The 24,567-nt window shown below is 40.1% G+C and carries 23 protein-coding genes and 1 tRNA gene; 4 read left to right on the top strand and 20 right to left on the bottom strand.

The window, feature by feature from the left end; translation table 11 throughout:
• Window positions 1-54: 54 nt before the first annotated feature.
• The 4 genes from KO530_RS19305 to KO530_RS19290 all read right to left on the bottom strand — a co-directional run bounded on the left by KO530_RS19305 (window position 55) and on the right by KO530_RS19290 (window position 3,906).
• Window positions 55-147 (bottom strand) — tRNA-Ser (locus KO530_RS19305).
• A 226-nt stretch (window positions 148-373) separates the two neighbouring features.
• Complete coding sequence (csrA, locus tag KO530_RS19300) at window positions 374-589, bottom strand: carbon storage regulator CsrA (RefSeq protein ID WP_216050093.1); 216 nt, start codon at window positions 587-589, stop codon at window positions 374-376.
• Window positions 590-722: 133 nt separating this feature from the next.
• Window positions 723-3,320: an alanine--tRNA ligase gene (gene alaS / locus KO530_RS19295; protein ID WP_216050092.1), complete on the bottom strand. Its 2,598-nt coding sequence runs from the start codon at window positions 3,318-3,320 to the stop codon at window positions 723-725.
• Between the two features lie 127 nt (window positions 3,321-3,447).
• Entirely contained in the window at window positions 3,448-3,906 is a 459-nt protein-coding gene (locus KO530_RS19290) for a regulatory protein RecX (RefSeq protein ID WP_216050091.1), read from the bottom strand.
• 39 nt (window positions 3,907-3,945) lie between these two features.
• Here KO530_RS19290 and KO530_RS19285 point away from each other — a divergent pair, with 39 nt between their 5' ends.
• Window positions 3,946-5,088, top strand: a complete 1,143-nt coding sequence (locus tag KO530_RS19285; RefSeq protein WP_216050090.1) for a GNAT family N-acetyltransferase — start codon at window positions 3,946-3,948, stop codon at window positions 5,086-5,088.
• A gap of 8 nt (window positions 5,089-5,096) precedes the next feature.
• On the opposite strand, the gene KO530_RS19280 is transcribed toward KO530_RS19285, so the two are convergent.
• The 8 genes from KO530_RS19280 to KO530_RS19245 form a co-directional block, all read right to left on the bottom strand.
• Window positions 5,097-5,684, bottom strand: coding sequence for a DUF938 domain-containing protein (locus tag KO530_RS19280; protein ID WP_216050089.1), 588 nt, complete (start codon window positions 5,682-5,684; stop codon window positions 5,097-5,099).
• 22 nt (window positions 5,685-5,706) lie between these two features.
• Complete coding sequence (gene metH / locus KO530_RS19275; protein WP_216050088.1) at window positions 5,707-8,343, bottom strand: methionine synthase; 2,637 nt, start codon at window positions 8,341-8,343, stop codon at window positions 5,707-5,709.
• A gap of 12 nt (window positions 8,344-8,355) precedes the next feature.
• A complete protein-coding gene (locus tag KO530_RS19270; protein WP_216050087.1) occupies window positions 8,356-9,411 on the bottom strand; it encodes a homocysteine S-methyltransferase family protein in 1,056 nt (351 codons plus the stop codon).
• Between the two features lie 11 nt (window positions 9,412-9,422).
• Window positions 9,423-10,349 carry a homoserine O-acetyltransferase MetA gene (gene metA, locus KO530_RS19265; protein ID WP_216050086.1) on the bottom strand — a complete coding sequence of 309 codons (927 nt, stop codon included), beginning with the start codon at window positions 10,347-10,349 and terminating at the stop codon, window positions 9,423-9,425.
• Window positions 10,350-10,546: 197 nt separating this feature from the next.
• On the bottom strand, window positions 10,547-12,184 hold the full coding sequence (locus KO530_RS19260; protein ID WP_216050085.1) for a phosphoethanolamine transferase: 1,638 nt from the start codon (window positions 12,182-12,184) through the stop codon (window positions 10,547-10,549).
• A gap of 187 nt (window positions 12,185-12,371) precedes the next feature.
• Window positions 12,372-14,048, bottom strand: a complete 1,677-nt coding sequence (locus KO530_RS19255; RefSeq protein WP_252729372.1) for an ArnT family glycosyltransferase — start codon at window positions 14,046-14,048, stop codon at window positions 12,372-12,374.
• 79 nt (window positions 14,049-14,127) lie between these two features.
• Window positions 14,128-14,844, bottom strand: coding sequence for a TVP38/TMEM64 family protein (locus KO530_RS19250; RefSeq protein ID WP_252729371.1), 717 nt, complete (start codon window positions 14,842-14,844; stop codon window positions 14,128-14,130).
• Window positions 14,845-14,847: 3 nt separating this feature from the next.
• Entirely contained in the window at window positions 14,848-15,576 is a 729-nt protein-coding gene (locus tag KO530_RS19245; protein ID WP_216050083.1) for a glycosyltransferase family 2 protein, read from the bottom strand.
• 181 nt (window positions 15,577-15,757) lie between these two features.
• On the opposite strand from KO530_RS19245, the gene KO530_RS19240 reads away from it, so the two are divergent.
• Together KO530_RS19240 and KO530_RS19235 are read left to right on the top strand one after the other, a co-directional pair.
• Window positions 15,758-16,435 carry a response regulator transcription factor gene (locus tag KO530_RS19240; RefSeq protein ID WP_216050082.1) on the top strand — a complete coding sequence of 226 codons (678 nt, stop codon included), beginning with the start codon at window positions 15,758-15,760 and terminating at the stop codon, window positions 16,433-16,435.
• Window positions 16,432-17,862, top strand: coding sequence for an ATP-binding protein (locus KO530_RS19235; RefSeq protein WP_216050081.1), 1,431 nt, complete (start codon window positions 16,432-16,434; stop codon window positions 17,860-17,862). The genes KO530_RS19240 and KO530_RS19235 overlap by 4 nt, the downstream gene beginning before the upstream one ends.
• 97 nt (window positions 17,863-17,959) lie before the next feature.
• On the opposite strand, the gene map is transcribed toward KO530_RS19235, so the two are convergent.
• From map to KO530_RS19220, 3 genes are all read right to left on the bottom strand, one after another.
• Window positions 17,960-18,736, bottom strand: a complete 777-nt coding sequence (map, locus tag KO530_RS19230; protein ID WP_216050080.1) for a type I methionyl aminopeptidase — start codon at window positions 18,734-18,736, stop codon at window positions 17,960-17,962.
• Window positions 18,729-18,935, bottom strand: coding sequence for a ParD-like family protein (locus tag KO530_RS19225; protein WP_216050079.1), 207 nt, complete (start codon window positions 18,933-18,935; stop codon window positions 18,729-18,731). The genes map and KO530_RS19225 overlap by 8 nt, the downstream gene beginning before the upstream one ends.
• Before the next feature lie 141 nt (window positions 18,936-19,076).
• Complete coding sequence (locus KO530_RS19220; protein WP_216050078.1) at window positions 19,077-19,676, bottom strand: TetR/AcrR family transcriptional regulator; 600 nt, start codon at window positions 19,674-19,676, stop codon at window positions 19,077-19,079.
• A gap of 200 nt (window positions 19,677-19,876) precedes the next feature.
• Between KO530_RS19220 and KO530_RS19215 the strand changes: the two genes are divergently transcribed.
• On the top strand, window positions 19,877-20,638 hold the full coding sequence (locus KO530_RS19215) for a haloacid dehalogenase type II (RefSeq protein WP_216050077.1): 762 nt from the start codon (window positions 19,877-19,879) through the stop codon (window positions 20,636-20,638).
• A 222-nt stretch (window positions 20,639-20,860) separates the two neighbouring features.
• Here KO530_RS19215 and KO530_RS19210 read toward each other — a convergent pair whose 3' ends face one another.
• The 5 genes from KO530_RS19210 to KO530_RS19190 form a co-directional block, all read right to left on the bottom strand.
• Window positions 20,861-21,889: a proline iminopeptidase-family hydrolase gene (locus KO530_RS19210; protein WP_252729370.1), complete on the bottom strand. Its 1,029-nt coding sequence runs from the start codon at window positions 21,887-21,889 to the stop codon at window positions 20,861-20,863.
• A 202-nt stretch (window positions 21,890-22,091) separates the two neighbouring features.
• The gene (locus KO530_RS19205) at window positions 22,092-22,502 is read right to left on the bottom strand and encodes a DUF2802 domain-containing protein (protein ID WP_216050076.1); all 411 of its coding nucleotides are present in this window, start codon (window positions 22,500-22,502) and stop codon (window positions 22,092-22,094) included.
• Between the two features lie 32 nt (window positions 22,503-22,534).
• Window positions 22,535-23,029 (bottom strand): chemotaxis protein CheW, encoded by a 495-nt coding sequence (locus KO530_RS19200; protein ID WP_216050075.1) that lies wholly within the window; start codon window positions 23,027-23,029, stop codon window positions 22,535-22,537.
• A gap of 25 nt (window positions 23,030-23,054) precedes the next feature.
• Complete coding sequence (locus tag KO530_RS19195; protein WP_216050074.1) at window positions 23,055-23,771, bottom strand: chemotaxis protein CheW; 717 nt, start codon at window positions 23,769-23,771, stop codon at window positions 23,055-23,057.
• Complete coding sequence (locus KO530_RS19190; RefSeq protein ID WP_216050073.1) at window positions 23,768-24,550, bottom strand: ParA family protein; 783 nt, start codon at window positions 24,548-24,550, stop codon at window positions 23,768-23,770. Before KO530_RS19190 ends, KO530_RS19195 begins: the two co-directional genes overlap by 4 nt.
• Between the last annotated feature and the right edge of the window lie 17 nt (window positions 24,551-24,567).

The raw sequence follows: 24,567 nt of genomic DNA, 5'->3' as shown, positions 1-24,567 counted from the left end.
CAGCTGAGCTACACACGCGTAAAAGACATTTGTTCCATTCCCGATAAAAAGGAATGGCGGAGAAGGAGGGATTCGAACCCTCGATAGGGCTACAAACCCTATACTCCCTTAGCAGGGGAGCGCCTTCAGCCACTCGGCCACCTCTCCAAATGTGGGAGCGAAGTTTACTGAATCACAAAAGGAAGTCAAACCTTTTTTTACACTTTACTACCTGTATGCTGGGATTTTAGACGATCAGCGTAAAACTGCAATAATATGATGGTATTTTGTACGAATTGATATGCTTATATTTTCGAGATAGTTAAAACAATTATTAAAAATAAAATAAAAAAAAAGGCTGGTTAACCAGCCTTCTTAGGTTTTTCACTTTACTTTATTCTACATCTTCGCTCGAATTGCCGGAACGTTCACTCGCAGTTCCATTTTTTTCTGCTTGAATGCGCATATAAATTTCTTCTCGATGCACAGATACTTCTTTGGGGGCGTTAACCCCTATTCTTACCTGATTCCCTTTAACACCCAATACAGTTACGGTGACTTCATCACCTACCATCAAGGTCTCACCTACACGACGGGTTAAAATTAGCATTCTATTGCTCCTTTTGCGTTATTCCACAATATTCCCTAATTAAAATTAGCGTATTTACCAGTTAACTCCAGAAAAATACACAATTAGCATTCCATGTTTTTGTCGTCACTTACAAAAACTCACTAATTAACACTTATAAGCGCTCTTCTAACCAACTATGTACAGAGTTAATAGCGGCATCAAGGTTTTCAGGTTGACTCCCTCCGGCTTGCGCCATATCGGGTCTCCCGCCGCCTTTACCGCCTACTTGACTGGCTACATAATTAACTAATTCACCAGCTTTAACTTTGCCAACTAGATCTTTAGTCACACCAACAATAACACTCACTTTGTTATCTGCTGGTAAACCTAAAACAATGACACCACTGCCGATTTGGTTCTTTAAGTCATCGACCATTGTACGTAAAGTTTTAGATTCTACACCTTCAACTTTAGTCGAAAGTACTTTCACCCCCTTTACATCAGTAGTCTTAGACGCCAAATCAGTTCCAGCTTGAGCAGCCATTTTCTGCTTAAGCTTAGATAATTCCTTCTCCAACTCTTTGGTGTGATCAACTACAGCAACGATTCTATTTTCTAAATTCGCAGCCTCTGACTTTAATAGACCAGAGATGCTGCTAATTAATTTCGATTGATCTTGCACATATTGTAATGCTGCTTGACCAGTAATCGCTTCTATTCGTCGTACGCCAGATGCAATGCCACTTTCGCTGACTATTTTAAATAATCCAATGTCGCCTGTTTGGTTGACATGAGTACCACCACAAAGTTCCAATGAAAACGGTCCCATCGATACTACGCGCACGTTTTCGTCGTATTTTTCACCAAACAACGCCATAGCACCGGCATTTTTAGCTTCTTCTAAGCCCATTAGTTTAGTATCTAGACGATGATTCAAACGAATGTGCTGATTGACGAGTGACTCGATTTCCAAAATTTGCTGAGGCGTAACCGCTTCAAAATGAGAAAAATCGAAACGTAAACGCTCTGCGTCCACCAATGAACCTTTCTGGTTAACATGCTCACCTAAGATAGTTTTTAACGCCGCATGCATTAAGTGAGTAGCACTGTGGTTTAACTTAATTGCTGAGCGACGTTGAGCTTCAACTTGAGCATCAACAACATCGCCAATTTTAATATCTTTATTCGCGATACCTTTGTGAGCAACAGCATCATTTAGCTTAACGGTGTCTAACACGTTAAATTCTGCAGAGTCACCTTTGAGTAATCCAGTATCCCCGACCTGACCACCAGATTCCGCGTAGAATGGCGTTTTTGAAAGCACTACAATACCAGAATCACCAGCTTTGATTTCAGTGACAGCGCCTTTGTCATTGAATAACTCGACAACCTCAGCGCGATCAGCTACTAATTCGTAACCAACAAATTCACTGCTTGATTTAGCATGAATCGCTTCATTGTAATCTTTACCGAAGTTGCTCGCTTGCTGAGCACGTTCCCGTTGTTGCGCCATCGCTTGATCAAAACCATCTTGATCGATAGTAAAACCTTTTTCACGGGCTACATCATTGGTTAAATCAGCAGGGAACCCATAAGTGTCATAAAGTTTAAATGCCAATTCTCCAGGAACAACTTCTCCCTCTAATTCTGACAATGCTTCATTGAGTATAGTCATACCTCGTTCCAAGGTACGAGAGAATTGCTCTTCTTCAACTCTGAGCACTTTTTCAAGGACCGGTTTTTGATCAATGAGTTCAGGGTAAGCTTCACCCATTTGAACTCCTAACTCGTCAATCAACTTGTAAAAGAAAATATCTTTCGCGCCCAACTTATATCCATGTCTTACGGCACGACGAATAATACGTCGCAATACATAACCGCGACCTTCATTCGATGGCATAACGCCGTCACAAATTAAAAATGCACATGAACGAATGTGGTCTGCAATCACTCGTAAGGATTTGTCTTCTAAGTCCGTTGAGCCCACAATTTTTGCTGCAGCGGCAATAAGCTTCTGAAAGATATCAATTTCATAATTGCTGTGAACGTTCTGCAAAATCGCGGAAATACGCTCAAGCCCCATACCCGTATCAATTGAAGGTTTAGGTAGCGGGTGCATGACGCCATCGGCAGTTCGGTTGAACTGCATAAAAACTAGGTTCCATATTTCAATAAAACGGTCACCGTCTTCTTCAGGCGTACCTGGACGTCCACCCCAAATATGTTCTCCGTGATCGTAAAATATTTCGGAGCACGGTCCGCAGGGGCCAGTATCTCCCATTGACCAAAAGTTATCTGAGGTTGCGATGCGTATAATTTTATCTGCTGGAATACCAATCTCTTTGTTCCATATATCAAAAGCTTCATCGTCTTCATGATAAATGGTGACTAATAGTTTCTCTTTAGGTAGGCCTAATACTTCGGTTAGGAACGTCCAAGCATGGTGAATAGCTTGTTGTTTGAAATAATCCCCAAAGCTGAAATTCCCCAGCATTTCAAAAAATGTATGATGTCGCGCTGTGTAGCCAACATTTTCCAAATCGTTATGCTTTCCACCCGCTCTGACACAACGCTGAGAAGACGTTGCTTTGTTGTAGCGTCGCTTTTCAGTACCAAGAAAAACATCTTTAAATTGGTTCATGCCTGCATTGGTAAATAAAAGCGTAGGGTCATCCGCCGGGACCAATGAAGAACTGGGAACAATTTGATGACCATGATTGGCAAAATAATCCAAAAAGGCGCGTCTAATTTCAGCGGTAGTTTTACTCATTCATTTTCCTGATTTAAAAGTTGTCGGACAAGCACAATGCTTGCTAATTAGGCTATAGGCGGCGAACGATACCACAAATGAGGGAACCTTGTTAAGCCGTGAATTTGTCAAGCTGTATTGATCATTCTCATTCATTAGGTTCGCCTTTTAAAGCAATTCGAATTTGTTCGTGATTAAAACCACGATATTGCAAAAAACGCATGCGCTTTTGTTTGTCTTGCCAATCCCGTATCGGCGTATCACCGTATTTTTTACGATAAGCTTGAATGGCTGTCTCAGCAAAATCTGTTTCACAGTCGGCAAAACTGTTTGATACTATCATTTCGTCAATATTATGTTGTTGTAACTCAACTTGGATACGTTTAAGCCCCTGCCCTTTCAACACTCTATTTCGAATAAATGCTTCGACAAAACGTTTATCACTTTGAATATCTTTTTCTGCAAATAAGGCGATTTGCTGTTTAACTAAACCGCTATCTAAGCCTTTTAATGTGAGCTTTGTGACTAACTCATGTTGACTATGTTCTCGACGAGCTAACAGACGAGTAATAGAATGATTGATGATCTTCACATCATTGTCTGACATATTAATAGCCTATCAACTTGATTCATCGGAACCTTTGTATTGTTTTTTCAATTTATTCATTCAATCGACGAAGTACCTAAACAGATCTGGGATGATTTAAATCAAAATCAAGCGCTGTTTTGTAGTTACCCATTTTTAGCGGCCTTAGAGCAATCCGGTTCTGTTGGCGGTGACACAGGATGGATACCTCATCATTTGGTAGCTTATCAGGATGAGGCGGTTATCGGTATCCTACCAATGTACAAAAAAAGCCATAGTTATGGCGAATATGTGTTTGATTTTGCTTGGGCAGAAGCATATCAGCGTTATCACAAACAGTATTACCCCAAATTAGTCAATGCAATTCCCTTTACACCTGTTACCGGTACGCGTTTGTTAACCAATAATAAAACTGACCCAGTAAAGTTATTGGAAAAAATGTACCTGTATATAAAACAACAATTGCCTGCCCTGGACGCATCTTCTGTACACTTTCTGTTCCCCTTTGAAAAAGTCAGTCAACAGTTGCAAGGCCTTGGTGCAGTGGAACGAAGAAGTGTCCAGTTTCAATGGTTTAACCGTGGCTACCAGCATTTTGATGATTTCATAGCCACCTTTACCGCCCGACGCAGAAAAAGTGTGCGCAAAGAAAGACAAAAAATTGCGCAGCAAGAATTAACCGTCAAACGCTTTCATGGCGAAACCTTAACCTCAGTAGAAATGGATTTCTTTTATCTTTGCTATTGCCAGACCTATTTAAAGCGTAGCGGTCATAGTGGTTACTTAAACAAATCTTTCTTTACAAATATTCTCGAAAATATGCGACAGAACATCTTATTGGTGATTGCTTCGCACAATGACACCCCCGTGGCTGGGGCACTTTATTTATATGATCAAACACAGTTGTGTGGTCGATATTGGGGCGCAATAGAAGACTTTGATGGTCTGCACTTTGAATGTTGTTATTACCAAGGCATTGAATTCTGTATCCAGCAAAACTTAGCCAGCTTTAACCCGGGCACTCAAGGAGAACATAAAATTCTAAGGGGATTTGAGCCGATATTTTGTTATTCAAATCACTGGTTAGATGATCCCTCCTTCCAAGACGCAGTATCACGTTTTGTTAAGCAAGAAGCCCCTGGGATTGAAGCCTATAAAATTAGTGCAGCTGAAGTCTTACCGTTTAAAAAATCACAAGACTAACGAAGTTACTACTTACGCCAGACTAACAGATGATTATTGGCCGTCATCTGAATCATATCGTCTAAGGTTAATGGCGTGGCCCAGTTTTTTAACTCAGCAATGTCACGGATACCGCCAAAACCTCTTTGTTGTAGGCTTTGGTCAAACTGCGCATTACTCTGACTAGTATATTTACCGTCAAATTTAAATGGGCCATACTGACAGAAAACCCCAGTTTCAGGTAAATTTAAAGCGACAGTTTGCATCATCAATTGGGCTTCATGAGGCTGCATAATGTGAGTGGTATTCGCACTAAAAACGCCGTTTACGTCTTGAAAAGACCAGCTATCTTTGCCAATGAAGAATTCTTCAGGAGGCAACACATTTGTGCATTTTGCTTCCTCTAACCACGCATTAATACTGGCGTGGTTGTCAGCAATATCTGTCGGTTGCCAAGTTAGATGTGGCAATGCAGGTGCAAAAAATGCAGCATGCTGCCCTGTGCCAGAACCAATTTCCAATACCTTGGTTTGATTGGCAAAATGCACAAGCAGTTGCTCTAAGATAGGTGCCTTATTATTCTCACAAGGTTGTGAAAAGTTTTTGTTATCGAACATCCGTCACCTACTATTTATAAGGTTAGCCGTTTAGATTCGGAGCAAGCCACTTCTGAGCATACTCCAAGCTCCATCCTTTACGCTGTGCGTAATCCTCAAGTTGATCTTGTTGAATTTGAGCGACTGCAAAATAGCGTGCATCAGGGTGTGAGAAATACCACCCAGATACAGCCGCGCCTGGCCACATCGCGTATGACTCAGTAAGCTGCATACCGGTCGCATTTTCAGCGTCCAATAGATCCCAAATAACTTGTTTTTCAGTATGTTCAGGACAGGCAGCGTAGCCAGGTGCAGGGCGAATACCCTGATACTTTTCGCGAATCAAATCTTCATTAGTTAACTGTTCGTCTGCAGCATAACCCCAGATTTCTTTTCTGACTTTTGCATGCAAATACTCAGCAAAGGCTTCTGCTAAACGATCAGCAATGGCTTTGACCATAATACCGTTGTAGTCATCACCATCATCAATGTAAGCTTGAGCTAATTCATCTTCACCTATGCCAGCAGTAACGGCAAAAGCGCCAATATAGTCGGCTTTTTTACTGGCTTTGGGCGCAATGTAATCGCTTAAACAGTAATTAAACCCTTTTGGCTTTTGGGTTTGTTGACGCAAATGATGAGCTACCTGAATCGTTTTCTGGCGACTATCATCGGCATAAATTTCAACATCATCACCTACACGGTTCGCAGGGAAGATGCCAACCACGCCTTTGGCAGCCAAGCTACCTTCTTCACACAGCTTTTTCAGCATAGTAGTGGCATCGTGAAACAGCTTTTTAGCTTCTTCGCCAACCACTTCATCATCTAAAATTCGTGGGTATTTACCCGCAAGCGACCAAGTTAAAAAGAAAGGTGTCCAATCAATGTAATCAACCAATTCCGATAACTCAACATTTACCGTTTGCACACCTAAAGTTTTGGGTACTGGAGGATGATATACCTGCCAATCACAATCAAAACGATTTTCTCTTGCGGCAGCTAAACTTACAGGTTTAGAACGGGGCTTTTTACGTGCATGCTGCTCTCGGACGACGTCGTATTCTTTTTGCAATTGCGCTACGTATTCAGGTCTAAATTCATCCGAAATCAACTTCTGACAAACCCCGACGGCTCGGCTGGCATTAGGCACATAAACCACAGGTCCGTGATAGTTTTGTTCAATTTTTACCGCAGTATGGGCTTTTGATGTGGTGGCACCGCCGATTAATAACGGTAGATCTAATTCTAAGCGTTGCATTTCTTTTGCGACGTGTACCATCTCATCCAAAGAAGGAGTGATTAACCCTGACAGTCCGATCATATCGACGTTTTCATCTTTGGCCACTTGCATAATTTTAGCAGCCGGCACCATTACGCCTAGATCGATAATTTCATAGTTATTACATTGCAAAACCACACCAACAATATTTTTACCTATGTCGTGCACATCGCCTTTTACTGTTGCCAACAATATTTTACCGTTGCTACTGCTTTGGTCTTTTTCAAGTTCGATGTAAGGTTCAAGGTAGGCCACAGCCTTTTTCATCACTCGGGCAGATTTTACCACTTGAGGTAAAAACATTTTACCTTCGCCAAATAAATCACCTACCACGTTCATGCCGTCCATTAATGGACCTTCGATAACATGCAAAGGTTTCTCAGCTTCTAAACGTGCAGCCTCAGTATCTTCAACGATAAAGTCGGTAATACCTTTAACTAAAGCGTGCTCTAGACGCTTACTAACTGGGAATTCACGCCACTCTAGATTCTCTTTTACAACCGCTTTGCCGTCACCTTGATATTTGGGTGCCAGCGCCAATAGATTATCAGTGGCATCTGGGTGGCGATTAAGAATCACATCTTCAACAGCGTCTTTTAATTCCTTAGGGATATTGTCGTAAACTTCTAACTGGCCGGCATTAACAATCGCCATGTCCATGCCTGCTTTAATGGCATAATACAAAAACACCGAATGCATTGCTTCGCGAACTGGGTTATTGCCGCGAAATGAAAAGGAAATATTCGATAAACCACCAGAGATATGACAGTGCGGTAGATTTTGTTTTATTTGACGAGTCGCTTCGATGAAATCAACCGCATAGTTGTTGTGCTCTTCAATTCCGGTTGCTACGGCAAAAATGTTCGGATCAAAAATAATATCTTCAGGTGGAAAGCCGATTTTTTCAGTTAATAGTTTATAACTGCGCTCACATATCTCGTATTTTCTAGCTTGTGTGTCGGCTTGACCTTTTTCATCAAACGCCATCACAACAGTCGCTGCACCATATCGTTTCAATAATTTAGCTTGCTTTAAAAAGGGTTCTTCACCCTCTTTTAAGCTAATCGAATTGACTATCGCTTTCCCCTGAACACACTTTAAGCCAGCTTCGATGACGCTCCATTTAGAAGAGTCAATCATAATAGGTACGCGAGAGATGTCTGGTTCAGAGGCAATTAGACATAAAAATCGTACCATGGCAGCTTCGGAATCCAACATGGCTTCATCCATGTTGATATCGATGACTTGCGCACCATTTTCAACTTGCTGACGAGCCACATCTAACGCTGCTTCATAGTTATCTTCGAGGATCAGACGTTTAAACATTGCTGAACCTGTAACGTTGGTACGTTCCCCTACGTTTACAAAGGTAGCACTGGTATTTTGTTGTTCTTGTGACACGAAAAACTCCTGTTAATGCACAAAGGGTTCTAAACCAGACAAGCGCATTTTAACTTCTTTTTTGACTGGAACCCGAGGCGCAATGCCTTCTACGGCTTTTGCAATTGCAGCAATATGTTCTGGCGTACTGCCGCAACATCCACCGACAATATTCACCAATCCTGATTTCGCCCATTCTTGGATATGTTCTGCCATTTCGTCTTCTTCCATGTCGTATTCCCCAAACTCATTCGGTAAGCCCGCATTAGGGTGCGCAGAAACCAGACACTCAGCTTGGTTAGCAATCTCTTCTACATACTGACGTAATAGATCCGGTCCAAGGGCACAATTGAGCCCAAATGACACAGGGTTGATATGTCGCAGTGAATAGTAAAAAGCTTCAGCAGTTTGCCCTGATAAAGTACGGCCAGAGGCATCAGTGATAGTACCTGAAATCATAACGGGTAGAGTAATACCTAACTCATCAAACACAGTGTCTACTGCGAAGGCAGCCGCTTTAGCGTTCAATGTATCAAAAATAGTTTCAATTAGAATTATGTCAGCTCCGCCCTCAATCAAACCGTGTGTCGCTTCTGAGTAGGCTGCTACCAGTTGATCAAAATTCACATTACGCTTGCCCGGATCATTTACATCGGGAGAAATTGAAGCCGTGCGGTTTGTGGGTCCTAAGACGCCCGCAACAAAACGAGGTTTATCGGGCGTTTTTGCGGTGTATTCATCGGCCGCTTTACGGGCTAACTTGGTTGCTTCAATATTAATTTCTTTGGCCAGGGATTGCATATCATAATCAGCCATGGCGATAGTGGTAGCATTAAAGGTATTGGTTTCGATTATGTCAGCGCCAGCTTCGAAATATTGGCAATGAATATCATAAATAATTTGGGGTTGACTCAATACAAGCAAGTCGTTATTGCCTTTGACATCACAATGCCAATCGACAAATCGATCACCGCGGTAATCATCTTCTTCCAGTTTATGCCGTTGAATCATAGTTCCCATTGCACCGTCAAGAATAAGAATTCGTTGCTGTGCAATGGAGTAGAGTTGTTCGGTGTTATTTTGCGCCACGCAATTACCTCTTATTTTTTACTTGGAAGATCAGCAAGATCAAACGGTGTCGTCTGATAAACATAATAGTTTAACCAGTTTGTAAACAGAAGCGAACCATGGGAGCGCCATGTTACATGATAGGGCTGACTGGGATCATCATTTTCGTAATAGTTTTCTGGAATTTTCGGCGCTAATGCATTATTACTATCACGCTTAAACTCCTGATCCAGTGTTTCAGGATCATATTCTGGGTGCCCAGTAACGCATACCATTCGTTTATCTTTTGAGGCGACTAAATACGCCCCAGTTTTTTCCGAACTGGCTAATACATTTAGCCCCTCAACACTTTTATATATGTCGATGGGAATTTCCCCAAAACGAGAATGGGGTGCATTGAACTGCGGATCAAAGCCGCGCATTAACGCATCGTGTGGTTCGTTCACATTATGGGTGTAAACACCGGAAAGCTTGTCGTTTCGAAGTTGACGATTGTGCCCGTAAAAATGAAACATGGCAGCGTGGGCCGCCCAACAAGAATATAAAGTAGACTGCACATGACGTTGTGTCCACTCCATAATAGTGGTGATTTTGTCCCAATATTTGACGTCAGCATAATCGAGGTGAGCAATGGGTGCACCGGTGATAATAAACCCATCGTAATTTTTATGAGCCACGTCATCAAAAGACAAATAAAAGGCATCCATATGGGCTTTAGGTGTATTCTTAGGTGCCTGATTATCGATGCGAATAAGATCAATATTAATCTGTAATGGCGTATTGGAAAGAAGTCGTAAAATCTGAACTTCAGTTTCAATCTTATTCGGCATTAAATTCAAAATGCCCACTTCTAGAGGACGAATGTCTTGCTTAGCAGCGGCTTCGCTGTCCATAACGAATATATTTTCCGCGTTCAAGACCCCTTGGGCGGGAAGATCACTAGGTATTCGAATAGGCATAAGTTCTCCAATGTGGTTGTAAGAAAACAAATTTCGCCTATTCACACTCAAAAGTCAACATCTTTACGTCTAGACGTCTAAACGTTTATCCGGCCTATACACTTTATACCTGAGAATTTTTATTTCACATATTCGAAATAACCTTAATTATTCTTATTCCTCACATAAAATTGGTTAACTGAAATTGGAGCAAATAATCAACTTTTAGCCATTATTGTTGTTGTTCTACACTGCTGAAATATATCCATTTCTGGTTGATAAATGCTGCTTTTTACATTGGTTAAACCTAACAGGGTGTCAAAAATATTGTCTTGTGAGAAATCAGAATTCAATTTGCTGGAAATACAGTCTTTAAAATTAGCATCCGCTAATTCAGTACTCCAGTACAACATAGGCACATGAGTTTGCTCTTCAGGGGCAATGCTGTAGGGAAAGCCATGCAAATAAAGTCCATTTTCACCTAATGACTCGCCATGGTCTGAAATGTACAGCAAGGACTTATTGGCTACATTACTTTGCTGCAGAACCGCAATAACTTTACTTAATACAAAGTCGGTATAAGCAATAGTATTGTCATATGTATTTTTTAACTGGTTTTCGCTGCAATGTTGAATATCACTTTGCGGACAATCTGGCATAAAAGGTTTAAATGTATCGGGATAGCGCCGGAAATAAGTAGGACCATGGGAACCGATCATATGTAAGACGATAAGTTTATTGTCGGATTTATGCTGGCTAATTTGTTGTTGCAATTTTTCGATAAGAATTTCATCAAAACAATAATCACCATCACACAACGGTGAGTCTTGAGTTGGATCAAAACGAATTTCACTCACTCTTTCACATACCCCTTTACAAGTACTGTTATTATCAATCCAAGTGACGTCCACGCCTGCTCGATGAATTATATCTAAAGCATTATCTTGACTACTCGCCACTCGACTTTCGTATTTGCTTCGTGGTAAACGAGAAAACATACATGGCACAGACACTGCGGTAGCAGTACCGCAAGAGCTTACCTGTTTAAAACTGAGTATTGGGGTTTGCGCCAAAAACTTATTGGTATTGCGAGTATAACCATTCAACGAAAAGTTCTGTGCACGGGCAGTTTCCCCGACCACAACTATTGTTAAGTTTTGTTGTCCTTGTTTTGACGGCTTGATCGTTGGCGATTTATCTAAAACTTTAAAGGGCAAAGGGGGATAAAAATAATTATCTCGTAAATACCTAAATCCAGAATCATAAAATGCAAAAGGGACAATATACTTAAATAAATTATGATTATTTCTGCCTACCGCTGCGTAATCTTTATACAGGAAAGTAACAGTCGAAGCAGTGACGATTAGTGCAAGCAGATTTATCGTTAACACACTTTTTATTCGGCTTTTTAAATCTCCTTTAACCTTTATTTTAAACATCAATATTGCAGGGACAACTCCCAGCAGAATAAAGTAGATAAGAAAACTAATATTCAAATAAGATGAGGCTTCACCAGAATTGGTTTCAGCAATGTTTTGAATCATGCTTTTATCAAAAATGACACCGTATTGAAAAGTTGCATAAAACAATAAGCATGACACTAGCACTGTGACCGCAGATATAGTTCTGGGAAAAACTATTCCTCCCAAAATACTAGTGATTATAATGGTTAGACTAAACAATAATAGAATAACTGAAGCGTAAAAACTCCATTGTGACAAGTTGTTAGGTTGAATGGCTGCAAATACACCATTTAAAAAACAATAATTAAATACAAATACAATAAATAACGAATTTATCGCGATAATTTGTGCGCCAGTATATTCATGTCGCATTAGCTTTAAAATTACATTCATCTTGTTTCATTTATGGTTGATTACACAAGCTATTTTAGAAGCCAAACCTTAGCTGAAACTGAAGATAAACTGATGTTTTGCAATAATTTTTTAAATAAAAACAATTCTATAATTTAATTTAAAATCTCTACTGTCTGAGTTGAACTTTTTGCAGTTATTGATATGTTTTTTTGATTCAAATAGGCACTTAGGGTTTGGGAATATACTGATATTCAATAATATTGCCCTGTGGTTTATGAAGCTGTGGTTTAGGACACCCATTTACGCGACTAGCGGTATTTAATAATACCCAATCAGTGCGGTGGGCAAACCCAAGATGTATGGCTTTATTTTTATCAAAACAAAGCCCCTCGACTAACTCAAAACTTAGCAATATAAATCGGTTTTTACTGGTTCCTATCCACTGGTAAGCCGCTTTAACTTGCTCTGCATTGTCAGTGTGATAACCAAAATGAGTAATAGGATAAGGGGAAAATAGAATAAATTGCTCGGCAAAATCGACTAGCCCAACTTCAGCATTTTGCGGAACAATATGTTGCATTTGTTGAAATATTTTTTTCGGCGTTTTAACCACTTCTAATAAACCGTATCCCCAAGTAGAGTACAAAATCCATGCCACAGATATAAATAGCGGCCAGCTCCGCCACTGCTGTTGTTTGACTGTGATAAGTGTGCCCAGGAGTCCAGCCAAACCAATTGATATAAAAAAGTACCAAGGTGAAATAGCGTATTCAGTCACTAGCTTTTGGGTAAAACTGGCATTGCTTAATCCAGCCAATGCGAAAGCTAATAAGCCTAAAGATATACCAGTCACCAGTGCCCATAAAATCCAATTGACGGCCCGTCGCTGTAAAATTTGTCGCACATAAGGTGCACTGATTAAGGCTAACATTGGCAAAGCTGGCAATATATATACGCCTCTTTTGCCTGGGCTGATACTGAAAAACACTAACACGAGTACAATCCACGTTAGCGGCAGAATTACCCGGGCATCCTGCTTTTTGATTGCGCGTATCCAATGAGGAATTAACCACGGAATGAAAATGCTTAGGGGTAACCAAAAGGCAGGGATTACGGATACGAAATAATACCAAAATGGTTTAATATGATGCCAAGAATCAGCATAACGAGTAACTGTTTGTTTAAACAAAATATTATCGCGATATTGTTCTAATAACGGATTGTGGCTTAATTCAACTAATACCAACATAGGTACAAACCACAAACCTATTGCTAAAAGCATGACCAATAGTCCCAGCACCCACTTAACAATAGACTCATTATCCGGCTTAAGTATTGAGTGATAATTGCAAATAAAGCGCATAAACATATACGGAATCAATATCAATATAGGTAAAAAGCCTACGCCTTTAGTGATAACACCGATTCCCATAAAAAAACAGGCTAAATAGAACCATCGCCATTTAGCGTCAAATAGCAAAAACCTCAAGAAACCATAACAACCAAGGGTGATCCACGCACAAACCATTGCATCAATTTGCGCACTTTTAGCTTGCAGCATAAATTGAAAGCTAAACACTAGTAGTAAACCTGCTATAAAACCAGTTTCTGGGTTCCATAGCTTACGTCCAATATCAAATACTAAATAAATAGTCAGTAGTGAACACAGCGCAGAAGGCAATAAGAAAGCTATATTTAAAGAGCCGAACAATGCGTAAAAAATCGCGATTGACCACATAAATACAGGTGGTTTATCAGGATAAAACTCTGCCGCTCTGGCCGGGAAAAACCATTGACCAGTTTCTACCATCTCTTTAGCAATTTGTGCGAAACGAGGTTCATCTGCAGGCCATGGATCGCGAAATCCTAATCCCACAAAAATTAAGATGATCGAAATGAACAAAAGTACACCCAAAAGCTGCAGTTCGCGCGCATGTTTTTGAGAAGATAAATGGAACTGAATTAAATGCGTAATCATGTCACTATTTATGACCGCTCGTGGCAGCAAATTGAGCAGTATTTTGTGCACCGGTGCTAGTGATTAAGTACTTATCAGCCTTAAACTTTTTATAGACATAAAGACTTAACAAACTGGATATGGCGAGAAATACAACACTGAGAGTGATCTTCCAATAAGATTGCACCACAACCCCCTTTCCCATAAGCGCAAAAATAGCCATCTGAGGGATGTAACCAAACATAGATCCCATCACAAATGGCCAAATTTTAATAGTGGTTACTCCCGCCGTTATATTGGTAATGAGGTTATTGCCAACTGGCAACAACCTAACAATAATTGTTTTTATAAAAACTTGATTAGTCAAAAACCGATTGAGACCGATCACTTTGTTTGGGAAAAAGTGCGTGACCACAGGTTTGGCATAAAAACGAGAAAGAAGCATGGTGAGTAAACAACTCAACGTAATCGCAAACGTCGAATAAACTACACCTTCAGCAAAGCCAAAGGCATAGCCGCTTAGAAAAGCGATGAATTGTCGAGGAGCGCCCAAAGACGCCAGTAAACCGCTAACTAAAATAAAGTTAATAATCCCCTGCCATCCATTGTCTCGAGTGTGAGCATCTATCCACGATTGATTAAATGTATTAATCGATGGGATCTGAGCTAGTAGCTCACTACCAATTAAACAAATCAATAATAAAGGTATTAGACGTACAAAAACGTTGAGAAACAACTTCAAAATTTATTGCTCATGAGTTGTTTCAAGCAAAGCAATTTTACCTCGTCGTTGTAGCCACATCACACCAAGAAGATCGACAATTCCCACTCGTAGTCTTCCCAACATATTATACTTGGAAGTGCCATATTGACGATCTCTATGGCTGACTTCAACAACCACAATCTTTCCTCCAAGACGACGCACTAAGGCAGGAAGAAAGCGGTGCATATGATCGAAGTATGGGAGTTGTAAAAAGGTACTTTTGGGAAAGATTTTTAAGCCACATCCCGTGTCAGGGGTATTGTCCCGCAAAATTCGACTGCGTATATTGTTAGCAATCTTAGACTGCATGCGTTTCCATGCCGTATCTTTACGATTTTTCCGATAACCGGCGATACAAAAATGAGCACCAACTGGAAATTTTTGAGCTTCTTTTAACAAATCTGGAATGTCAGCAGGATCGTTCTGACCATCTGCATCTAGGGTTATTATCAGCTTTCCTTTGGCAAAACTGACACCGGTGTGAATCGCTTTGCTTTGGCCAACAGAATACTTATGTCGAATAGGTTTTACTTGAGGGTAATCACTTGACGCGGCTAAACACAAGTTACTATAGGTATTATCATCGCTACCATCGTCCACATAGACAATTTCAAACTCATTATTACGATTAAGAACAGCAACAATTTCTTCTATCAACGGAATGATATTGTCTTGTTCATTTTTAGCGGGGATAACTACAGAAATATCCACAATATCAACTCTCCCAGACTTATTACTTTAAGTTTTTAGCAATATATCCGAGCAACCTTAAGATTAACTGAAGATTAGATTTAATATTGTTTAACACATACAAGTTTACGATCTTAAGTAAACCTTAAGATTGGAAGCGTAAAGTTGTCACTTACTAGCATTCAGTGGCGAACAATAAATTGTGCGATTATTACTAATTGAAGATTCGGAGTCTTTGCGACGCAGTTTAAAAATAGGTTTAGTCAAACTAGGATACTCTGTAGACACCTCAGGAGATGGCGCTGAGGGCTTAAGCATGGCCTTGATGTGTGAGTACGACGGCATAATACTTGACCTAATGCTCCCTAGTATTGACGGCATGACAATTCTCGAAACACTGCGAAAAAGTAAAAATGACACTCGCGTATTAATTTTATCAGCTAGAGCCGAACCTGAAACGAAGATCACTGGGATTTTATCAGGCGCGGATGATTATTTATCTAAACCGTTTTCGTTCGATGAATTGCACGCAAGATTAATCAACCTTATGCGACGAGGTTCAACTCAGAATCATTTTGACAAAATTAAAGTCAAGGGGTTTGAGCTTAACTTGCAATTAAAAAGCATTAGTTTTGCAAATCAAAATATTGATTTAACCCCCAATGAATACAAAGTTTTAGAGTGTTTATTTGTTAACCGAAACAGAATAACCACCGCAGAGAAACTGAGCGAATATATATCAGGGCAATACGACAGTATTTCTAAAAATGCGATTGAAGCACACCTGTCATCTGCTAGAAAAAAGGCTAGAAAACTCGGTGCTGATCTCCCGATAAAGAACAAACGTGGATTTGGTTATCAAATGCTGGAAGGTGAATGAAATCCATCCGCAAAACACTAACAAGACGGTTATCGTTTTTTATTTCACTCATTGTTTTAATTGTACTTTTAGCTGCAGATATTACTGTAGATACTTGGATATCTGACGAATTTGAGCGTTCCATGATCAACAAGGCTGGAATGCTCATGACATTTGTACGGGAGGATCACGACGGTCTTGAATTCGAATTTGCCGGCGAGTTTTTACCTGAGTTTGAAGGTACAACGGAATCAGAGTACTTCCAAATATGGCACGGAGAGGATATTTTCGAACGCTCAGACACACTGACAATGCACACAATAAGAAGTTTAGCCTACAAATCAATCCCTGTTGATTCAATCCTATCTGAAGATATCAAATTACCCGATGGCCGTTCAGGCAGGGTAATCTATTCACGTTTTATCCCACAAATTGATAGTGAATATAGAAGTGAATTACTCAACAACAAACAAGCAGACGAAAATTTTCAAAAACCCGTGTTACTCGCCTATGCAGCTTCCGTTGAAAACCTGAACTTTTATCTCTGGTTTATTGATTTAGCCTTTATCATTGCCGTAATAACTATCCCCCTACTTATCAGGTTAACCGTTAGAAGAGTGGTATCCTCGGCACTAAAACCAATCGATGAATTAAATAAAGAAATTAAAGCCATACGATTTTCGGAACAAAACCAATGCTCAAGAATAAAAGACACAGCTTCAGAACTAGTGCCTATAGTAGAAAGCTTAAATCATTTTATTAATGAAAATTACTCTCTATTTCTTCGGGAAAAAAGGCTGACATCCGATATTGCTCACGAGTTAAAAACCCCAGTTACCGAGCTGATTAACTTAGCAGAAATAGCCATTCGTTTTCCTGAAGAATATAACCTTAACTCGGAATTTAAACCGGAAGTGCTTAAAATCAGCGAACGAATGAAAAGTATCATTTCAAATCTAATGCTGATCCATAAATATAGCGTGCAAACCTTACAATGTACTGATGAGATTGACCCGTTATCGTTAGTTCAACAACTTAGTACTAAGCTTAACCAAAAGCGTATACAGATAATTAGCGCGGATCATTCACACAGCATACTAACCAATGCATTTGCATTGGAGTCAATATTAACAAACCTTCTGACCAATGCATTGCAACATAGCGTTGAAAACTCCACTGTGACAGTCGCTATTAAACACGCTAACAAAGACCCGCTAGTGATTGATATAAGTAATATTTGTATTAACCACTTAAACAATGAAGAACTTGCAGGGATGTTCGAACCACTGTGGCAAAAAGACACAGCCAGGACTTCAACCGAAAACTTTGGGTTAGGACTGACAATAGCCAAAACGCTAGCTAATGGAATTGGTGCAGAACTTACGGTGACAGGCGATATGCAACATATTACATTTCAATTAATCTTAAATCAGCAGAGCACTAATTAGAATGCCTATGCAACCTAGTAACTAGGCTGCACTTTATTCAAAAAACTTGGGGTTAAAAGTAAAGTCACTAATATGAGGCGCCCACTAAATAGCAGTTTTAAGATTGCTTTTCTTCATCACGTAATGTTAGCACTTCATATCCAGTTGGAGTCACTAACACAGTGTGTTCCCATTGGGCTGACAACTTTTTATCTTTGGTGATAACCGTCCAGCCATCTTTTTTCAATTTGGTTTTAAATGAGCCTTGATTGATCATAGGTTCAATCGTAAATGTCATACCTTCTTGCAATACAACACCTGAGTTAGGTTTTCCTATATGTAAAACCTGCGGTTCTTCGTGCATCTCGCGACCTATTCCATGTCCGCAATAATCGCGCACCACACTGAATCCATGTTTTTCTGCATGTGTTTGAATTGCATGCCCAATATCGCCAAGGGTATTACCAGGCTTGACCGATTTGATGCCTTGCCACATTGCTTGGTAAGTAACATCGACTAGTTTTTTAGCAATAGGCGATACATTGCCAATCATATACATTTTGCTACTGTCAGCAATATAGCCATTTTTCTCTAAGGTAATATCAATGTTAACGATATCTCGTTCCTTAAGCTTTTTCCCTATCGATGGTACGCCGTGACATACAACCTCATTGATAGATGAATTTAACGTATATTGATAACCGTATTGACCTTTACTGGCAGGCCTTGAATGCAACGAATTTACAATATAATCATCAACCAAATCATTAATTTCCATGGTGGTCACGCCTGCTTTTATAAAGCTATCTAAGACTGCAAAAACACTTGCTAATAGCCTTCCTGACTCACGCATAAATGCTATTTCTTGGTGCGACTTGATGTTGATATTACTCATTGACTAATTTCACTGTGGTGACATTTTGACTACGCATTTCACGCTGCAGAATTTGTTCGTAAGTTAAAGTTGGATTTTGCTCCGCTAAGCGCCCGATTTTCAGCCAAAATTCAGCCTGTGAATTGATTGACCTTTCCATTACAGCACTATTTTTTCGAACTTCTTCATGCAATTCATTCGAAATTTTTACTATGCCCATACCTCCCCCGGATATACATTATGCTACAAAACGTAGTATATCGTATATTTATTGAAAAAGTTAAGTGAAATGAATTATAAATTAGCGGATCAGGAAAATTCCCATTTCTTGGTTTTCATATAGGCTTTTGAAAACAAGCCTCTAATGTAATGACTTGTGTGAAATAAAAGGTGAAAATATACCGTCAATGATTTCCTCGGTCGGCACTTGTCCACCATACACTCTTATATAAGTTCGAAGTCCTGAAAAGTTAATCTGTACATGGCGAGCAATGTTTTTACTGTGATAATTTTTATCTAACTCCCCTAAAGATTGCGCTTCAATAATCAGTGACTCAAAACTGCTTTCCATGGCTTTTAATGACATTCTGGCTTGTTCTAATAACTCCGAATTATCATCGGTTAACTCTGCTATCGTTTTAGCCAATAAACAAATACTGCAAGGAGAAGACATTTGATTTTCAGCGACTCTGTGTAGCATAAACATTTTGAGTGCCGCCAGCGGAGAGGTAGCTTTGTTGCGACATTGTTTAAGATGCTCTGACCCTATCTGGGTGTAACGAATAAGCGCTTGTTTAAATAAACCTTCTTTGCTACCAAATGCTGCATAAATACTGCCTGGACGCATATCAATTTCATTCTGTAATGTGCGCATGGAAGTGCCATGAAAGCCTCGATTCCAATAAAGTTGTAGGGCTTTATCAATCACTTCATCTCGGTTAAATTTTGTATTACTTGCCACTTACAACCTCCTTTTGAACAACTGTTCAATATTAACTTGAACGATTGTTCAAAGCCAGATATATTGCGCTAATCAAGTTAATCGTTTTAACTTGATATTATTCAACAGATTTAAATTCGAACCGATTATGGTTGTCTTCGGTGAAATTTAATCACCCAAGTTCAACTAATTTCCCACCTAAATTAATGTAGCGAGTATCCATGTATTTTAAAGTGTTATCCCAATACTTCCGTTTTTTACTATTGAGCCTAGTTTTAGTTGGTGTGAGCTTTAACAGCCAAGGCGCAAGCAAACCTAAGATCATTGTTTTTGATGTTAATGAGACCTTGCTTGATCTGGAATCCATGCGCACATCCATTGCAAAAGCATTGCATGGAAACGACGATTTAATCAGCTTGTGGTTTTCAACTATGCTGCATCATTCACTGGTCACCACTGTGACGGGCGAATATCATGATTTTGGTAAAATTGGCGTCGCAGCATTGATGATGGTTGCAGAGAGTAACAATATCGAGATTACCCAAGAGCAGGCCTTAACAGCAATTAAAAGCCCGTTGTTATCGTTGCCACCTCATCCCGATGTGAAAGCAGGTTTAGCCGCATTAAAAGCCGAAGGCTACATGCTCGTCAGCTTAACTAATTCATCCAACAAGGGAGTAGAGACACAGTTCAAGAATGCCGGTTTAACCGAGTTTTTTGATAAACGTCTAAGCATCGAAGATATTAAAATCTACAAACCGGACTTAAGATCATATGCATGGGCATTAGAAACCTTAGGGGTAAAACCTGAAGAAACAATGATGGTTGCCGCCCATGGCTGGGATGTGGCGGGAGCTAAAGCCGCTGGCATGCAGACCGCGTTTATTGCCCGTAAAGGCAAAGCACTCTATCCACTTGCTGAAAAGCCAGATTATATTGTTGAAGATCTGCAGCAACTGGTAACGATTTTGGAATCAAAATAAAAACGTCAATAATGCAAATGAGCAATCTGAATTATTCAACAATGGGTGTTAATAGGCACTGATAACATTCGCTGATATCAGATATTACAGTTTGAATGAATAGACCTTTTTCCTTCAACTAAGCTGATATGAGCGAATAACAACACCGACCTTTGTTTCACCTAACCTAATAATGCCAGTGTTAAAACTTTTTTGTAAAGTGCATTTGTTTAAAAAGACGTTTTATCTATTTATTTCAAAAGCAGAATCTTTTCGAGTAAGCCAGTCTTTTAATATGGCTTGGGTAATTATCGGCCGATCAGAATAGAAGCCATGTGCTCCTCCTGGCACCACAGCCAGTTCAGCACCCGACGTCAGTTTGATATAGTCTTGCACGGTATCAATGCGCGCCGAGTCATATTGGCCAATCATAAAAAGAGTGCGGCTGCCATCAATCTCAGTCAATAAATGGGTGGCATCGTAGTGTTTAAGCACACCTGTAGAAGAAAACTCACTTGGTCCCCACATTTGATTATAAATAAGCGGATTAAACCCTTTTCCACCAACGTTTTCGTAGTACGCTAAAGCCGCTTCAGTGGTTGGTTTAGGCTGGTAATAAGGTGAATACAAAACGGTATAGGCATTATCACAAATATCTTTTTTCGGAGGCGAGTCAGATTCACATTGTTTAAGGGTTTCTCTTATTGTTTCCGGGGCTGCTTTTACAAGCAAGTTGGCATCCATGATCCAGTGCGGCGTAGAGATAAATGTCCCCCCCAAAACTGTGGAGACAGTATGCTGCGGGTATTTAGCCGTATATTCGAGGGCCAGCGCAGAGCCCCAACTATGTCCAACCACATGCCAGCGTTCAATTTTAAGTGCTAGGCGTATTTTATCCAATGATTCAACAAAGCGTTCAACTCGCCAATTTTCGGGATTGTTAGGCTGTTCAGATTTACCACTGTCGAGCTGATCATACATTATAACCATACGCTCATTCGCCAGCCCCAGCATTTCAGCAAAGCCGTTATGTGCGCCACCAGGCCCTCCATGAACAAAAATAACAGGATAAGCATCACTGTGAGACAGGCCATTTAGCCGGACATACACTTTACCGCCTTCGACTTCGACCATTAATTCCTGTTCAGGTGGACCAAAAGGCTCTGTGATATTTGTGCTGCTTTGGGCCTCAGTACCTGTTGCTACCAATGGCACCAGGGTGAATTGAACAGCCATTAAAAAAGCCAGTAGGTGTAAAACAGTGGTTTTCATAAATGTATATCTCATTAGAGGAATATTAGTGACTGCATAGCGGAATAACACCATGTTAAATCAACTTATCAACGATAAAGGTAATCTGCTGATATTACACAACACATTGATTAGTTATCCCATAAACCAACAACCACGACAAGGGAAAAAGGTTTTTAAGAGTAGATTGAAATAAATGCCGATAACAGAGGTTAGGGAAATTTTACTGGGATTTTTTCACCGCAATTAACAATTCAGCTTCTGCCCGTGGAAGCTCACATTCTCGCATAAGTTCTTCTACGCTTGCGCCTGCGTCGGCCATTTTAGCAGCTTGGGAATACAATTTAGTTTCTGGATCTAGATACTCAATTTCTTCTAACTTATCTTGCATCAATCCGATTTTAAGCACTAAATCCTTTACTTTCGCTGCAACACCCATGGCTCCGGAGCGCACTTCATGCAACTCTTCTTGTGCGTGTGAAATTTGCTGTTGTAGAGTGTGAATTTGCAGCATTAACTCATCGACACGCTGCTTGTTTTTTTTATCTCGATTAGCAAAAACGTAAGTAACGATGCCAATCAGAATAACCAAAAACACCAACGTTGCGATGGATGCATATTGCCAAGTAAGCATTTAGGTATGCCTTTTACACAAAATCAAACGAATTATAATCCACTAATTTCGTCCCACTCTTCATCACTTAGCAATTTATTTAAATCTACTAATATAAGCAATTCGCCGTCACGATTACTGACACCTTGAATAAATTTAGCACTTTCTTCGGTGCCAACATTGGGTGCGCTATCAATTTCAGAAGAACGTAGGTAAACAACTTCAGCGACACTATCAACCAAAATGCCCACCACTTGTTCTTCAGACTCAATAATGACTATACGGGTGCTGTCAGTGATGTCATGGGGTGGAAGACCAAAACGAGTTCGAGTATCAATCACAGTTACAACATTGCCCCGCAAATTGATAATACCAAGCACATAATCTGGTGCACCGGGAACAGGAGCGATTTCTGTATGCCTAAGTACTTCTTGTACTTGCATGACATTAATTCCGTAGGTTTCGTCACCTAATCGATATGTTACCCATTGCAGTACTTCATCGTTGCTATCGGCGGCTACATTTTTAGTACTTCTTTCATCACTCATATGACTCGCTCCCTACAAGCTGCGTCTACTTATCATTGCTATTTTGGCCCTTGTCGAGCAATTTAATCAACTGCTTCACATTAACAAGTGCACACATTTTATCTTTTACCATGCCAGCCAGCCAAGGGCGTTTATTATTCGCTTTTCGCCACTTCACATCAGTGGGTGCTAACGTCGATGTGGTAATCAAACGTTCGCAAGCCAATCCCCAGCCACTTGAATCTAGCATAATAAGATATTGATAATTTAATGATTCTGCCAGTTCATCATTATATTTTTCAGGCATTACCCACAATGCGGTATCAACAACGCTTAATTTTTCATCTCTATGCAGCATAACACCTTTAAACCATTTAGGTTTACCAAACAAGGGGCCTACTTTTTGGATTTTATGTATGCCGCCTAACTCCGTTAAAGGTAATGCTAAGGTTAATCCTGCCACTTCAAAAAATAGTGCTTGAAAATCTTTAGTCGGAATAAAAGACGCTTCAACTTCCTTTGCCTTGACTGACGAAGACTCTTTATTTTCGACCAAAACACTGGTTTCTTTAATTTCCGGCAACGGATTCGGTTCGCAGAAAGTCGGCTCTTCAAGGGATTCTTGAACGGCCGCAACATCTGCTGTGGCCAAGAGCTTAGCAACACTTTCGAGTTGCTCCCTATCCTCTTCTACCTCTTCAGTCAGTAATGATGTTAGATAATCTTCTACAACGTCTTCTTTTGCAAAGGTACCTTTACTCATGTGATGTAATCGACTTTAGTTTGAAGTTGCGACAATAAATTTTTATACGCAAAAACGCCTCGGGTTTTAGGACTAAATAACGACGGAGGAGATTGTGCCTGACTCGCGTCTCGAAAGCGCGTATCAACAGGAATGATTCCAGACCAAACTCTGCCTTTGTTATTATCGCACAGATCTTTATATGCATCTGACGCCGCGTTAACACGCTTATCATACATTGTAGGTACAATAATATAATCAAAATCGCGTTTTTGCGACCTCGACATAATTTTTAATGTATGCATCATTCGCTGCAACCCTTTAAGCGCAAGAAACTCGGTTTGCACTGGCACTATTAATTTGTCACATGCGGCTACAGCATTCACCATCAATACACCTAATACAGGAGGACAATCAATTAAAACATAATCAAATTCATCTTCAATTTTTGCAAATGCTTTTTTTAATATCAGACCCATGCCAGGCCTAGTACCCATGGTTCGATCTAACGTTGCCAGCGCCATTGAAGATGGCAAAATAAATAGCGAATCGAGTTTGGTCGAACACAAACTATCCAACACTTTATCTTTGTCTAACCCGTCACCAGCAATAAAAACATCATGGACACTATGCGATAACTCCTCAGCATCCACACCAAAATAATAGCTCAAAGATGCTTGCGGATCCGTGTCAACCAATAGAACACGTTTCCCTTGTTGTGCCAGAATTCCACCTAAAGTGACAGTCGTGGTGGTTTTCCCAACTCCACCTTTTTGGTTAGCAACAGCCCAAACTATCACAAGCGCTCTCTTTCTAC

Origin of the sequence: Aliiglaciecola lipolytica, from assembly GCF_018860635.1 — a bacterium.
Taxonomy (GTDB): domain Bacteria; phylum Pseudomonadota; class Gammaproteobacteria; order Enterobacterales; family Alteromonadaceae; genus Aliiglaciecola; species Aliiglaciecola lipolytica_A.
The sequence above is the reverse complement of the archived record's forward strand: the minus strand, read 5'-3'. Positions and strand labels throughout refer to the sequence as shown.

Coding starts and splice junctions, on each gene's coding strand:
- KO530_RS19200 (WP_216050075.1), bottom strand. CDS start 23,029: ATGAGTGATGAAAGAAGTACTAAAAATGTAGCCGCCGATAGCAACGAT.
- KO530_RS19215 (WP_216050077.1), top strand. CDS start 19,877: ATGTATTTTAAAGTGTTATCCCAATACTTCCGTTTTTTACTATTGAGC.
- KO530_RS19225 (WP_216050079.1), bottom strand. CDS start 18,935: ATGGGCATAGTAAAAATTTCGAATGAATTGCATGAAGAAGTTCGAAAA.
- csrA (WP_216050093.1), bottom strand. CDS start 589: ATGCTAATTTTAACCCGTCGTGTAGGTGAGACCTTGATGGTAGGTGAT.
- alaS (WP_216050092.1), bottom strand. CDS start 3,320: ATGAGTAAAACTACCGCTGAAATTAGACGCGCCTTTTTGGATTATTTT.
- KO530_RS19260 (WP_216050085.1), bottom strand. CDS start 12,184: ATGAATGTAATTTTAAAGCTAATGCGACATGAATATACTGGCGCACAA.
- KO530_RS19210 (WP_252729370.1), bottom strand. CDS start 21,889: ATGAAAACCACTGTTTTACACCTACTGGCTTTTTTAATGGCTGTTCAA.
- metA (WP_216050086.1), bottom strand. CDS start 10,349: ATGCCTATTCGAATACCTAGTGATCTTCCCGCCCAAGGGGTCTTGAAC.
- KO530_RS19195 (WP_216050074.1), bottom strand. CDS start 23,771: ATGAGTAAAGGTACCTTTGCAAAAGAAGACGTTGTAGAAGATTATCTA.
- map (WP_216050080.1), bottom strand. CDS start 18,736: ATGAGTAATATCAACATCAAGTCGCACCAAGAAATAGCATTTATGCGT.
- KO530_RS19205 (WP_216050076.1), bottom strand. CDS start 22,502: ATGCTTACTTGGCAATATGCATCCATCGCAACGTTGGTGTTTTTGGTT.
- KO530_RS19235 (WP_216050081.1), top strand. CDS start 16,432: ATGAAATCCATCCGCAAAACACTAACAAGACGGTTATCGTTTTTTATT.
- KO530_RS19290 (WP_216050091.1), bottom strand. CDS start 3,906: ATGTCAGACAATGATGTGAAGATCATCAATCATTCTATTACTCGTCTG.
- KO530_RS19280 (WP_216050089.1), bottom strand. CDS start 5,684: ATGTTCGATAACAAAAACTTTTCACAACCTTGTGAGAATAATAAGGCA.